Genomic DNA, 14,974 nt, shown 5'->3' on the forward strand with positions numbered 1-14,974 from the left:
GGGAACTGTGACGAATATTGCGACGGTCACAGGAGAAGTGCCAGGAGAGGATCCAGAAGATCCAAATGAACCAGAAACCCCAACACCACCAGAGACAGATGTGCATGTATCGAAGGACCCATTGGATATTAACACACCGGATGAGCCAAAACAGTCAGAAAAACCAACCAAGAAACTACCTCAAACAAGTGAAAAACAAACAGGTGTTATGATGATAGGATTAGTTATGATTGTGTTTTCTATCATTGGATTTTATGCGAGAAAGAAATGGATAGTAAAGTAAGTGATAACAAAAAAGCACCTAAGGATAGAATTTATATTTTTAGGTGCTTTTTCTCTATAAATAATAGAAGGTGACCAAAAATGAGAAAAAAAAGAAAAGAGAAGAACATTAAGATAACCAGAGTTCTATATAATATGCTCATTGGGATGGTTCTGTTTGTTGGGATTTTATTTGTATTTTATGAACCTATAAAAAATTGGATTGCTTATATGGGAATAGGGTCAATCAATATGGTCAGTGCATCTGACATTGAAACAAACCAAAAAAAGAAGGCTACATTCAACTTTGAAGAGGTAAAAGAATTAGATTTAAAAACTCTTATCCAAGCGAACTTGCATAAGGATGAAATAACTGTAATTGGAGGAATCAGTATTCCCAGTGTTCAACTTAATTTAGCAATAGGGAAAGGAACTTCTAATTATACACTAGCTTTGACAGCTGGGACGATGAAAGAGGAGCAACTTATGGGGAAGGGTAATTATGCTTTAGCTGGTCACCATATGACAAAAGAGGAATTACTTTTCGGTCCCTTGTTTGAAGTGGAGATAGGTGCACGTGTTTATATGACTGATTTAAAATACGTATATGAATATCAAATCAATGAACAAAGAACTATCGAAGCAACGGACATCGAGGTAATAGAAGACGTAAAAGGAGAAAACTTGTTAACTCTCATTACCTGCGATAATGAAGGAGAAGACAGGCTATTAACGAGAGGGCACTTTGTACAAAAAATACCAATTGGGGATGCCTCAGATGAAATTACAGATGCATTTCAATTAGATTTGAATGACCAATAGAGAGTATGTAATCGTTTTAAAATATTCAAAATTCTTTAATCTTTATGTTTTAGTAAATCATATACATTACTTTTATAATTAAATATTTGTTGTTCATTGAATTGGATTGTATGGAAATAAAATCTTGATAATCTGGCCCATGTTTTCGGTACAGTGGATTTTGTAGTGCATTAGACGAATGTTTTGCATCAAAGCATCTACTACTATAAATACTTAATGGACAGGTTTATTGAACAGCGATGACTTTATTCCTGTTCAAAAATCTATGTAACTTTTTATATGATAGGGTGTGATGAACTATATTTGGATGGAACATCGATAAAGGAAAAAGCTAAATGTAAAAGGAGTTTGGGGAATTAATCGATCATAGACTTGGGGCAGAGAAATTAGCTATGATGGTTATCGTTAATCCTCAAGAATATAGCTAAATGATCACTTTGTAAGATATCTCAATATACGTTAAAAGATTTATTTGGACAAAATCACCAGAGACTTATTACTGCTTGTCAACCGCCTGTTTTTTAAAAGTAATCTCTAATTTGATAATCCCTCCTATTCTTAAACAAGAAAAATCATATCAATATACGATGATAAGATGAAAAGCTATGATATTATCTCTCGAAAACAGATGGAGATAGAATTGAAAATAGGAATGGAATGCCTCCACAAAATTTAAATGACTCTTCCATAGATAGACTTTCCCTAGGAAACATGCTAATTCCCACATTTTAACGCTAATGCAACTCTATCACTATAAAAAGTTTTTCCAGCTATCTCTGCAAATTTTTCAGTCACTTTATTCGTTTTCTCTTCTTCCTCATCGTTTAATAACACAATAAATTCATTATTGCTTTTTTGAAAAATATACGGTTACTTGCATAAATAGAGATTTTGAAGTCTAGGTAATACCATTAGCGCCTTATTTCAACGTAATGTCTATACGTGTCATTAATTATTTTGAAATGATTTAAATTAATAAACAAACAGCTTAATGTTTGTGGATACTTCTTTTAGAACTGTTGCAATGCCCGATCTAATGACCTCTTATTGGCCAACCCTGTTAAATCATCATATAATGCTAATTTTCTCCACTCGTTCCCACTACTTTTCTTTGTTATTGAATGGAATAAGTATAGGTGTGTTTTCGCCATTTTCCAGTCTCCTTGGATTTATAGAACTTACTTGGTATCCCTCCTAAATTTCCCCATACTTGCATGGAACTCATATTTAGCAAGTCTGTTTCTCTCATTCGTAATATTTCATTTGAAAGAGTAATTGTAGTCGATTTTCCAGTCTATTTTATAAGGTTTCGTTTAATCCGTTTATATATTTTTTGTATAGATTACTATTGTAAGTTGTTTTAATAGATATAATCCATTTTTGATTGTTTTTATCATATATAGAGGGGATGGTGATTTTTATTTAATTTGTCTGTTAGATCAAAGGATAGGAGATTATTGTTTAAGGTATTCAAAAAAAGGAGTGAGAAATTAAATGCAAAGTTTATTTTTAACAAGAAATCATAAATTAAGCTTTACTATATTTTTGTTAGCGATCGTATTAATGATTACATTTCTAGTTAATATTATTCCTAATACAGTTCAAGCAGCAGAAAAAAATAGCTGCTCACAACCAATTTCACTAATAAATGGTAGTTTTGAAGAGCCAAAAACATCTGGTGATGCAGGGAGAGCATATATGTACAAGCCTTCTTCTGTTCCAGGATGGAATACTACAGATAGTGCTATTGAAATTTGGCGACCAGGGAATCCTTCTGAGTATTCGAATTATTATCCTGCTCCTGATGAATCTAGATGGGCGGAGTTGAATGCTTATGAAAATGGAATGTTATATCAAGATGTTGAAACTACTCCTGGGCAGACGTTATATTGGAGTTTAGATCATAGAGGGCGTGCAGGAGAAGATACGATGCAAGTTCGTATTGGACCAGTTACGGACAACCCTTACGATACAGTTGTTCAGGAACAAATAACAGATGGAAATGATGCTTGGGGTACACACACAGGCATTTATATAGTTCCAGAAGGACAAACTTTGACACGGTTCGGTTTTGAAGCTGTTACTTCGGCTGGGAATGGTCTCGCTATGGGGAATTTCATCGACAATATCTTTTTTGGAACTTTACCTTGTCTAAACGCGGAATTAACAGTAACTCCGGGCGGAAAAATCTATGACGGTGATAAAGTTACGTATAAAGGAACGATTACCAATGGTAGTGAAGAGACAGCTACTAATGCTCGTTACGAAGATTCTATTCCTGAAGGAATGGAATATGTTCCCGGGACCATTAAAGTCACCTTCAATGGCGAAGAACGAGTAATCAACGATGAAGATGGATTTGTGGCAGGGAAGATAGTTGTTAATTTAGGAGAAATTAGTCATAACGACACTATTACAGTGCAATACACTGTTAAATCTCCTAATAATGGTAAAATACTAGAATTTCCAAATACGGCACAAGTGCTTTTTGACAATTCAATTACGAGTGAAGTAGCAACAGTAGAAACTAATGAAGTACTTAATAATCTTATTACAAAAGTATTTCTACGGGATATGGTAGATAAATCGGACACTCTAATAGAAACTGATTATTCAAGAGATTCATGGAGTAATTATCAAGAGGCTTTATCAGATGCAGAAGCCATTCTTGCAGATTCGGAAGTAACTCAGGCTGAAGTAGATGAAGCATTAGCAATATTAACAGCAGCTCAAGAGGAACTAACAGTAAACAAAACAGTGTTACAATCAAAAGTAAATGAATCGGACACTCTAATAGAAACTGATTATTCAAGAGATTCATGGAGTAATTATCAAGAGGCTTTATCAGATGCAGAGGCCGTTCTTGCAGACTCGGAAGTAACCCAGGCTGAAATAGATGAAGCATTAGCAATATTAACAGCAGCTCAGGAGGAACTAACAGTAAACAAAACAGCGTTACAATCAAAAGTAAACGAATTGGACACTCTAATAGAAACCGATTATTCACCAGGTTCATGGAGTGATTTTGAAGCAGCGTTAACAGAAGCACAATCTGTACTTGAGAATGACACATCAACACAAGCAGAAGTAGATGCAGCACTAGCAACTTTGAATGAAGCGTATGAAGAATTGGTTCGTAAGGAATCGGATAAATCGATGTCACCAGATCAATTAAAGAAATCAGATAAATTACCACAGACAAGTGAAAAACAGTCTGGTTTCATGATAATGATAGGATTATTGATGATTGGCATCTCCATTGTATGTATTTTTTTCAGAAAAAAAATATTAATAAAATAAGCTTGAAACAACAAAAAAGCGCTTAAAGATAGAACTTATATTTTTAATTGTTTTTTGACTTATTGGAGAGCTTTGTACGATAAGATATTTTGACATAAGGCCGATGTTCTTTAAACTTAGGGATGTTGGCTTTACTATCTTTATCTAATATCTGACTTAAAATGAAGAACAAGATGGGAATTGATGAATTGGTAAATCATACAGGAATAAATTTGACAAGATTACTAGTAGATACCAAAATTTATTTCCACTACAGGCGGATGGTGAGCCTTCTCGTCGCTTCTGCGGGATCTCATTTGGCCCCGCTATTCCATGGGAGTCGTACCTTTTCGTTCCAATCATGGAATCAATGTATTGAATATCATCTCACATAGGAACATAATATATCGAAATATCCATATATGTTATAGCGTCCTTCGCTGGTTTTAAATAATCTGTTCTAAAGTGCATTATTTGTACATATACTGTGGTTGGACTATTGAGCTTTTGTAGTAAATTCATGTAGATGATAAAAATTAATTGTTGACTTGTTCTTTATAAAGAACTAAACTATAAATAACTATTAGACGGTTTACTAATACATCTTGCTTCCTGCTAAAATAGTAATTTTTTTGCTTTGATTGTTCTATATAAAGAATGACATGGATGTTATTAAGAAAGTAAAGCATTCATAAATAATTGGGGAGGTACCTTCATGGACAATGAAACGATAAATATACAAAAAAAGAAGAAGGATATTAACTTAAAAGAAGTATTTGATTTGTTAAAAAAAAGAGCATGGCTAGTTATTGCCATTACCATTCTTTTTACATCAGCTGGCTATCTATATAACAGTTTTAATAATACCCCTATTTATCAAACGTCGACAAGGGTGATTATTGGCGCGGATAGTGAATATATGAAGACACTCATGGTAATGATTACCGACCCATTAATTATGGATAAAGTGAAAGAAGAATTACAGCTATCACAAACATCTGAAGAGCTTGCCGAACAAATTGAGGTAGCGAGAATAGAAGATTCACAAGTGGTACAGATTTCTGTTAGGGACAGCGACTCTGCTCAAGCTGTTGAAATCGCCAATACGACAGCTACAGCGTTTAAAAGCGAAATTGCCGATATTTTAGATTTTAAAGAGGTGCAATTACTATCTTCTGCGGATGAAAATCATCAAGCTATAAATGGTGGACAGCATAAAATAGTAATTATTTCATTTATATTTGGTGCCATTACTGGTTTAGGATTAATTTTTTTACTTGATTCCTTGGATGGAACAATTCGAAAAGAAAGTGAGTTAGAATTGGTTCTTGGTGTACCGGTAATTGGATCGATATCGAACGTGAATAAGAAAAAGTTTGTAAAAAGAAGAAGACAAAGAGAAATAAACGTAAGGGGTGAGACAGCTGATATTAAGTAAGAGTAAGCGTAAATACATGAAGAAGGGAAATCTTATAACACATGCTTATCCTGATTCGATCATAGCGGATCAATTTAGAACAATTCGATCCAATATGAAGTTTTTAACCAATAATCCAAATCATCGAATATTTCTCTTTACATCGGTAGGAAGCGGGGAAGGCACATCAACAGCTATTTCAAATCTAGCTGTTACGATGGCTAAACAAAATGAAAAGGTACTGCTGATTGATGCTAATTTACGAAGTCCAGTCGTGCAGAGTGTTTTTAAAAAAGAAAAAAGCTTAGGGCTAACGAATTTGCTTACAAAAGATTTAACATGGAGCTCTGTTATTAATCAGACGGGAATTGGTGAGCTTGATATTCTTACAAGTGGTTCGAGTATTTTTAACCCTGCTGAAATAGTAGAAAGTGCGAAGATGCAGGAATTATTGAAAGAGTTCAAAACGATATATGATGTTATTCTAATTGATTCTCCAACTATCTTGAAATATACAGAAACAAGGTTACTGGCAAATTATAGTGATGGTGTGGTTTTACTTGTAGGCAGAGGGAAGACGGATTTAGAGGACGTTATCGAGGCTAAAAGAGTGCTTGAATTGGCGAAAGCGAATGTAATGGGAGTTATTATCAATGAAAAATACAAATAAATTTTTTTAAACCAATTGTTCGTTATTAAGAATTACAACTGGTTTATGGTGATGTCTACTCGCCGTTATCAAGGTAGGCACTCGGTCATGCTGTGGGTTGTCAAACCTTAGACGCTAGTCGTCGATAGTGTGGTGTGAGGATGGGTTAGATGCCCAATCTATTTACATAAGAAAGTTTGTATGAGGGGAGGGAAGTTTGTGACATATCGACAAAGGTTATCATTTTTTATCTGCATTGATTCCTGTATTGTACTTTCTGCTATTTTTATAAGTAGTTTTTTAGTTGGGGAGCCTATTCATGTTGAGAACACATTGTTATGGATAAGTACGATTGCTATTTTATGTAGTCATTATTTCTTTTCATTATCTTATAAACTTTATAAAAAAGTATGGGAATATGCAAGTACAAATGAATTATTGTTACTTTTAAAAATTGTAACTTACGTTGCATTCGTTACAGGTGTCGTTCAATTCATTGCATTACAGGAAATAAGATTTAAATTTTTAATGATAACATGGCTGCTACATTTGTTTTTTATTGGTGGTTCACGATTAGTTTGGCGATTGTACCGTGATTCTATTATAAATAGACGAACAACAAAAGTGAGAACTTTGATAGTTGGTGCCGGATCAGCAGGAACAATGGTTGCAAGACAATTATTAAAAAATAGTGAATGTAGATTGCTACCAATTGGCTTTATTGATGATAATAGCAAAAAGAAAAATCTTGATATTTTAGGACTTCCTGTTATAGGTGGCGTAAGGGAGATTGTTGATGTTGTTGAAGAACGTAAAGTAGATAATATTATTATTGCTATTCCTTCTTTACCTGAAAAGGAGCTAAAGCCCATTATTCAGGAATGTGCTAAAACTAAAGCAGAAACAAAGATCTTACCTTTACTGGAGGATCTGATTACGGGGAAAGTTTCTGTAAATCAATTTCGTGATGTCGAAGTGGAGGATCTCTTGGGAAGAGAACCGATAGATATTGATATCGAAAGTATTTCCAAAAATATTCAAGGAAAGAGGGTTCTTGTAACAGGGGCCGGTGGATCGATAGGATCGGAATTATCACGACAACTAATAGAATTTCAGCCAAGTCATTTAATACTGCTAGGTCATGGTGAGAACAGTATTTATACCATTGAGATGGAGTTAAAGGAAAAAAAGCAGCATGATGCAGTTGAAATCACAGCAATTATTGCAGATATTCAAGATAAGGATAAGATGATGGATGTGATAAAAACTCACAAGCCAGATATTATTTATCATGCTGCAGCCCATAAACATGTACCATTAATGGAAAAAAATCCAGAAGAAGCTGTAAAAAATAATATGATAGGAACCATGAATATAGCAATAGCTGCCAGCGTACATCAGGTGACTACTTTTGTAATGGTTTCAACAGATAAGGCTGTTCATCCAACTAGTGTCATGGGGGCGTCAAAAAAACTGGCAGAAATGATTATTCAGGATATGGATAGAAAAAGTGATACAAAGTTTGTCGCTGTTAGGTTTGGAAATGTATTAGGTAGCCGCGGAAGCGTTATACCATTATTTAAAAAGCAAATCGAAAGAGGAGGACCAGTTACCGTAACACATCCAGATATGGTTCGTTATTTCATGACAATTCCTGAAGCCTCAAGGCTAGTTATCCAAGCTGGCGCATTAGCTAATGGGGGTGAAATTTTTGTACTAGATATGGGAGAGCCTATTAAAATCGTTGACCTTGCCAAAAATTTAATCACGCTTTCGGGCTTTACACTTGATGATATAGAGATAACCTATACCGGAGCTAGGCCGGGGGAAAAGCTGTTTGAGGAACTACTTACTGAACAGGAAATAGTAGATCAACAGATTTATCCAAAAATTTATATTGGGAAAACGACAGAGATCCAAATAGAGAGCATTCAAGATATTCTAGCAACGTATACGAGTTTAGATTCACACGCTTTAAAGAATCGATTAATAGAGATAGCAAATAGTAAGACAATCCATAAATCTGAATCGGTAGTCACCATATAGAAATGGAGTGGGGGAAACAGAATATGAAGGTTAGGAAAGCTATTATTCCTGCGGCTGGGCTAGGTACTAGATTTTTACCTGCTACAAAGGCGATGCCAAAGGAAATGTTACCAATTGTTGATAAACCTACTATTCAATATATTGTAGAAGAAGCAGTTGCTTCAGGGATTGAGGATATCATTATTGTAACAGGGAAAGGAAAGCGGGCTATCGAGGATCATTTTGATCATTCCTTTGAGCTGGAGCAAAGTCTTATGAATAAACAGAAATACAACTTGCTACATGCCGTACAACGTTCTTCAACACTCGTGGATATTCATTATATACGGCAAAAAGAACCCAAAGGTTTAGGGCATGCTATCTGGTGTGCACGTAAGTTTATCGGTAATGAACCGTTTGCTGTTTTATTAGGAGACGATATTATGAAAGCAGAAACACCGTGTTTAAAGCAATTATTGAATCAATTTTATCATTGCCAGTCACCGGTTATTGGTGTGCAGAATGTAAAACGAGAAGATGTATCCAAGTATGGGATTGTAGTTGGACAGTTAATGGAGAATCATCTGTACCAAGTCAAGGATCTAATTGAGAAACCGAAGCAACAAGAGGCTCCATCTACCTTAGCTATTTTAGGTAGGTATATTTTAACTCCAGCCATATTCGAAATTCTCAAGTCACAGGAACCTGGTACAGGAGGGGAAATTCAATTAACGGATGCCATAGCAAAGCTAAATGCATATGAATCTGTTTATGCGTATGCATTTGCTGGTGAACGTTATGATGTTGGTGACCAATTAGGGTTTATGCAAACAATTATTGCTTTTGGATTGCAGCGAGAGAACTTAAGGAAGCCATTATTAGATTATCTTGCAACCCTAGTAGAAACAGAGTTAACTAGGTAGTCTTTAAGAAAAGGTGAATAGAGTATGCCAAAGAAAATCTTATTCTGTGCAACCGTAGATTATCATTTTAAAGCATTTCATCTGCCATATTTAAAGTGGTTTAAGGAGCAGGGCTGGCAAGTTGAGGTTGCTGCTAAAGGTTCAATGGAATTACCTTATGTTGATCATAAATATCATATCGAGATTGACAGATCGCCATTTCGTCTAGCAAATTGGAAAGGCTATAAGCAATTAAAATCATTAATCGAGAAACAACAGTATGCTATCGTCCACTGTCATACACCTATGGGTGGTATGTTAACTAGAATGGCGGCAAGGAGGGGAAGAAAGAAAGGGACGAAGGTTTTGTATACAGCACATGGATTTCATTTTTGTAAAGGAGGATCATGGAAAAGTTGGCTCATCTATTATCCTATTGAGAAGTATCTTGCTCGTTTGTCGGATAGCTTAATAGTAATTAATAATGAGGACTATCAATTAGCAGTGAAGCATGGTTTTAAAGCAGGGGAGATCAACAAGGTTAATGGTGTTGGTGTTGATCCAGCTACATTTATCCCGATAGACCAGGCAAAAAAAGCAATACAAAAAAAGTCATTCGGGTTTCAACCAGATGACTTTTTACTATTTCACGCTGGAGAATTTAACAAAAATAAAAATCAGCAATTCCTCATCCATGCTTTAGCTTATTTAAAAGAAGAGCTCCCGAATGTAAAGCTACTCCTTGCTGGGGAGGGTGATCAATTCCATTTTTGTAAGGAGTTAGCTACAAAGCTTGGCGTGGAACATCTTATCCAATTTCTTGGATTTCGTAAGGATGTACATAACCTCTTGCCTATTTGTGATCTTGCGTTGGGTTCCAGTTATCGAGAAGGCTTACCCGTAAGTATTATGGAGGCAATGGCATGCGGTATTCCAATAGTCGCTACGAATAATAGAGGATATAGGGAATTAATCAAGTGTAATGAAAATGGTATCGTGCTACCACAAATGGATTCTAGATTGCTTGCTCAACAAATAAAGCATCTATCTGAAACACCAGCACAAAGGCAATCATTAGGTGAAAATGCTCGTGATACAATTTTACAATATTATAGTCAAAGCTTGGTACTAGAGCAGTTGCGTAGCATTTATAAAAGGTATATGAACGAAGGGGAGGAGAAAGTATGGGTAGCCCACTAAGAGTCCTTCATGTTGTCGTAAATATGAACAGAGGGGGAGCAGAAACGCTACTGATGAATTTATATCGTAATATGGACCGAACAAGGGTTCAATTTGATTTTTTAACGTGTAGAGAAGGTGAATTTGATGCAACAATTAAGCAGATGGGTGGACGTATTCATCGGATCCCTTATATTACGGATGTTGGGCATCATGGATTTAGGCGGGGGTTACGACAGTTTTTTCAACAAAATCAAGAATATTCCATTGTTCATTCCCACCTCGATAAGATGAGTGGACTCGTTCTTCGAGAAGCTAAGGCAGCGAATGTACCCATTCGAATATCCCATAGCCACAATACGGAAAGTGAAGGAAGTCTAGCTACAAAACTATACAAGAGTTTTGCAGGCAGCTTTATTACACAGAGTGCTACCCATTATTATGCATGTTCCCGAGCTGCAGCAAATTGGTTGTTTAAAAATAAGGCACAGCAAGCTTTTATTCTAAAGAACGGCATTGAAGCAGATAAATTTCAATTTTCTCAGCAGTTACGCAACGATATGCGGGAAAAGCTGCGTATATCAGAAAATACATTTGTAATAGGTCATGTTGGAAGGTTTACACGACAAAAAAATCATCTATATTTACTAGAATTATTTAAGGAAATACAACGTGAAATACCTAATACCGTCCTATTATTAGTTGGGGATGGACCATTAAAATCAAAAGTGAAAAAAAGAATTAGTGAGTTAAATCTTGAAAGTCATGTGCGTTTACTTGGTATACGAAAGGATATACATCTTTTATTACAGGCGTTTGATACGTTTATCTTTCCATCTTTACATGAGGGGTTACCGGTTACATTGATTGAAGCGCAAAGTGCAGGTTTACCCTGCATCATTGCTAATACGATTACGAAAGAAGTGGATATGGGATTCGGTCTTATAGAATATATAGAACTTAATGCTAAGGATCGTTGGATTAAGCAGATAATGAAATGTCATAAAGCTGCCTTCACTCGTTATATGTATGAAGATGCAGTGTCGCAAAGGGGATATGATATACGAAAAACCGCACGTGAAACCCAAGACGCTTACATCAATTTACGAGAGGAGATTGTATGAAACGTATAACGATATTTACTCCCACGTATAATAGAGCCTATTGTCTTCACCATTGTTACGATAGCTTAAAAGCACAAACCTCTGAAGATTTTATATGGTTAATTGTGGACGACGGTTCGACGGATCATACGCGGGAATTAGTAGAAAAGTGGAAAGAAGAAGATGTGATACAAATTGATTATTGTTGGCAGCCAAACAAAGGGATGCATGGTGCACATAACACTGCCTATGAACGCATCCAAACAGAATTAAATGTTTGTATCGATTCAGATGATTATATGCCAACGGATGCTGTTGAAAAGATTCTATCATTTTGGGATGACTATGGCAGTGAACAAGTTAGTGGAATTATTGGCCTGGATGCAAATAAGCATAATAAGATTATTGGCACTCCGTTACCACAGCACGTCAGCCAATCAACTTTATTTAATCTTTATCACAGATATGGTGTTAAAGGGGATAAGAAGCTTGTCTATCGAACAGCATTAACGCGGAAGTATAACTATCCCCTATTTGAAAATGAAAACTATGTAGGACTAGCATATAAATATTTTATGCTAGATAGGGATTATGAAATGTTATTAATGAATCAAGTACTATGCCATGTAGAATATCTACCTGATGGTTCTTCTTACAATATGATGAATCAGTATCGAAATAACCCAAAGGGGTTTTCTTTTTACCGTAAAGAGCTAATGCAGTTACCGTTCGCTAGTACTTCTTTTAAATTTAGGCAGGCTATCCACTATGTATCAAGCAGTATGCTAAGTAATAATCGTTCATTTCTCAAAGAAACACCATCAAAAACACTTACAATATTAGCTATACCACTTGGCTTTTTATTGTTCTTATATATTAAGTTTAGATCGACTACTACCACAATGACCTCAGCCCAATAAAGATTTACTTTATGCCGAAAGGAAAAATCATATGGTCTTGCTTTGGTTTAACCTTATACTCGTTTTTTCATTTTCTTTTTTAGCCCGATATGTGGCAACACCAATTACCGCTCCAGGCATAGTTGATGCGATTCGACCAAATAAATTACTTGTTTTTGCTTCATTAGTATCTCTTGTAGTCATCTCCGGACTACGATCTAATATTGGAGATACCTTTTTTTATAAATATTCCTATGAGCTTAATAATTTCACATGGGATACAGTAATAGCGCAAAAGGATATCGGTTTTGGTTTGCTACAAATGCTATTAAAAAATTTTATTTCAGAAGATCCGCAAATCTTGATTTTTACAACAGCTCTTATCACAAATGTGTTCATTATTTTTGTTTTATACCATTATTCAAGAATGCTAGAGCTTAGTTTGTATGTCTACATCACAGGTGGTTTATTCCTTGTATCTATGAACGGCATACGGCAAGTATTAGCTGCTGCAATTGCTTTCACAGCAATAAAATATGTAACGGAAGGAAATTTTATAAAATATGCATTGATTATTTGTTTGGCTTCCTTGTTTCATCAAAGCGCACTTATTCTATTACCTATATATTTTTTAGTGCGATTTAAGGCATGGTCCAAAGCGACGCTTGTATTAATTACGGTATCTTTAGTCATCGTAGTTGGATTTGAACAATTCTCAGCACTATTATTTTCAGCACTAGAGGATACCCAATATGGTCACTATAAAGGCTTTGAGGAAGGTGGGTCGAATATCCTGCGGGTTGCGGTAGGTGCGGTGCCTTTATTTATTGCTTTTCTAGGTAGGAATAAATTAAGGCAATTAACTCCAAATAGTGATTATATTGTAAATATGTCGCTATTAGGATTTATTTTTATGTTGATATCTACGCAGAATTGGATATTCGCTAGAATTTCCATTTATTTTGAGTTATATCAGTTAATTCTTATTTCATGGATTGTAAAGCTATTTCGTGAAAAGGACCAAAAATTTATCTACTTTGGAATTTTAATTTGCTACTTCGCTTATTATTATTATGAAAATGTAATAAGCCTACAAATTTTATATGAAAGTGATTACCTTGTATGGAACACGAAAGGGGGAGAAAAATGACCATTCTCGTTACTGGAGGGGCTGGATATATCGGTAGTCATACCTGTGTAGAGCTACTTAATAAAGGTTATGACATCGTTATTATGGATAGCTTTGAAAATAGTAATCCAAATGTATTAAAGCGGATAACGGAAATTACTGGTAAGCAAGTGAAAGCATATCCTATCCGTTTATTAGATAAAGCGAGTGTTAGAGAGGTGTTCGCTAAGCATAATATAGAAGCGGTCATGCATTTTGCTGGTTATAAAGCAGTGGGTGAGTCTGTTTCATTCCCGCTTAAATATTATCGTAATAATGTCCATAGCACCGTCATTTTATGTGAGGTTATGCGTGAGTATGGGGTCAATAAATTGGTGTTTAGTTCCTCGGCCACAGTATATGGTGCTGTAAATCAAGTTCCGATTGATGAGAATACGGAGCTGAAGCCAGCAAACCCTTACGGACGTACGAAACAAATAATTGAGGGAATGCTGCAAGACTTATACTTTTCAGATCAACGTTGGAGTATAGCCTTATTGCGCTATTTTAATCCAATTGGTGCGCATACTAGTGGCTTGATAGGAGAGGATCCAAATGGTATACCGAATAACCTACTTCCTTATATTTCACAGGTTGCTGTGGGAAAGTTAGATAAGCTTCATGTATTTGGAAATGATTATCCTACGAAAGATGGGACAGGAATAAGAGATTATATTCATGTGGTTGACTTAGCTATTGGTCATTTAAGTGCACTAGAAAACGTACAATCCTCCACAGGTATAAATACGTTTAATCTTGGTACTGGTAGAGGATACAGTGTACTAGAAGTAATAGCTGCATTTGAAAAAGCTTCTGGTAGAGCTATTCCTTATACGATAGAAGCACGAAGATCTGGGGATGCAGCCATTTGTTATGCAAATTGCTCAAAAGCAAAAGAACAACTTGGGTGGCAAGCAACCAGAGGAATTGACGCTATGTGTAAGGATACTTGGAGATGGCAATCTACTAATCTAAATGGCTATGAGGAAGTAACAAAACGGAATAAAACGAATGTATCCCTGATAAAAAATGCAGGGATTTTTTAATGGCTTTTATCCAACTTTATTATGCTTCTCCTCTTCTACTCAATTAAAAGAAGCCTTAAAAAAGCGCTCTCAGCGCTTTTTTGTAGTGTAAGAAAGTATAAAATCAGTGTAATGACTGCGTTAAGCCAAGTAGTTATTTTGAAATGGTTGATGTCTATTGGCAATGCTCCGACTAATTACTTCGCTTTCCGCGGGCACGGCCTCAACTAACTTTGCAAAGAAGA

General features: G+C 35.5%; 13 protein-coding genes. 12 read left to right on the plus strand and 1 reads right to left on the minus strand.

The features are described from left to right. The coding region (locus Q1A47_RS17265) for an LPXTG cell wall anchor domain-containing protein (RefSeq protein ID WP_299632551.1) at positions 1-283 on the plus strand (283 nt) is incomplete at its 5' end. 80 nt (positions 284-363) lie between these two features. Continuing rightward, a complete protein-coding gene (locus tag Q1A47_RS17270; RefSeq protein ID WP_166530452.1) occupies positions 364-1,083 on the plus strand; it encodes a class A sortase in 720 nt (239 codons plus the stop codon). Between the two features lie 1,010 nt (positions 1,084-2,093). Here the strand turns inward: Q1A47_RS17270 and Q1A47_RS17275 are convergent. Then, positions 2,094-2,234 carry a hypothetical protein gene (locus Q1A47_RS17275; RefSeq protein WP_166530453.1) on the minus strand — a complete coding sequence of 47 codons (141 nt, stop codon included), beginning with the start codon at positions 2,232-2,234 and terminating at the stop codon, positions 2,094-2,096. Positions 2,235-2,577: 343 nt separating this feature from the next. On the opposite strand from Q1A47_RS17275, the gene Q1A47_RS17280 reads away from it, so the two are divergent. The 10 genes from Q1A47_RS17280 (at position 2,578) to galE (ending at position 14,750) form a co-directional block, all read left to right on the plus strand. After that, positions 2,578-4,383 (plus strand): LPXTG cell wall anchor domain-containing protein, encoded by a 1,806-nt coding sequence (locus tag Q1A47_RS17280; RefSeq protein ID WP_166530454.1) that lies wholly within the window; start codon positions 2,578-2,580, stop codon positions 4,381-4,383. 694 nt (positions 4,384-5,077) lie between these two features. After that, on the plus strand, positions 5,078-5,800 hold the full coding sequence (locus Q1A47_RS17285) for a YveK family protein (protein WP_121604229.1): 723 nt from the start codon (positions 5,078-5,080) through the stop codon (positions 5,798-5,800). Positions 5,801-5,816: 16 nt separating this feature from the next. Then, a complete protein-coding gene (locus tag Q1A47_RS17290) occupies positions 5,817-6,449 on the plus strand; it encodes a CpsD/CapB family tyrosine-protein kinase (protein WP_246484732.1) in 633 nt (210 codons plus the stop codon). Positions 6,450-6,647: 198 nt separating this feature from the next. Further along, entirely contained in the window at positions 6,648-8,474 is a 1,827-nt protein-coding gene (locus Q1A47_RS17295; RefSeq protein ID WP_166530455.1) for a nucleoside-diphosphate sugar epimerase/dehydratase, read from the plus strand. Between the two features lie 23 nt (positions 8,475-8,497). Then, positions 8,498-9,376: a UTP--glucose-1-phosphate uridylyltransferase GalU gene (galU, locus tag Q1A47_RS17300; protein WP_166530456.1), complete on the plus strand. Its 879-nt coding sequence runs from the start codon at positions 8,498-8,500 to the stop codon at positions 9,374-9,376. Between the two features lie 24 nt (positions 9,377-9,400). Continuing rightward, complete coding sequence (locus Q1A47_RS17305) at positions 9,401-10,555, plus strand: glycosyltransferase family 4 protein (RefSeq protein ID WP_166530457.1); 1,155 nt, start codon at positions 9,401-9,403, stop codon at positions 10,553-10,555. Next, positions 10,540-11,658, plus strand: a complete 1,119-nt coding sequence (locus Q1A47_RS17310) for a glycosyltransferase family 1 protein (RefSeq protein WP_026680465.1) — start codon at positions 10,540-10,542, stop codon at positions 11,656-11,658. The genes Q1A47_RS17305 and Q1A47_RS17310 overlap by 16 nt, the downstream gene beginning before the upstream one ends. Beyond that, the gene (locus tag Q1A47_RS17315; protein ID WP_166530458.1) at positions 11,655-12,557 is read left to right on the plus strand and encodes a glycosyltransferase family 2 protein; all 903 of its coding nucleotides are present in this window, start codon (positions 11,655-11,657) and stop codon (positions 12,555-12,557) included. Before Q1A47_RS17310 ends, Q1A47_RS17315 begins: the two co-directional genes overlap by 4 nt. Before the next feature lie 31 nt (positions 12,558-12,588). Then, positions 12,589-13,686, plus strand: a complete 1,098-nt coding sequence (locus Q1A47_RS17320) for an EpsG family protein (RefSeq protein ID WP_166530459.1) — start codon at positions 12,589-12,591, stop codon at positions 13,684-13,686. After that, positions 13,683-14,750 carry a UDP-glucose 4-epimerase GalE gene (galE, locus tag Q1A47_RS17325; RefSeq protein ID WP_026680468.1) on the plus strand — a complete coding sequence of 356 codons (1,068 nt, stop codon included), beginning with the start codon at positions 13,683-13,685 and terminating at the stop codon, positions 14,748-14,750. Before Q1A47_RS17320 ends, galE begins: the two co-directional genes overlap by 4 nt. The last annotated feature ends 224 nt before the right edge of the window (positions 14,751-14,974 follow it).

It is taken from the genome of uncultured Virgibacillus sp., assembly GCF_947495635.1.
Lineage (GTDB): Bacteria > Bacillota > Bacilli > Bacillales > Amphibacillaceae > Virgibacillus > Virgibacillus salarius.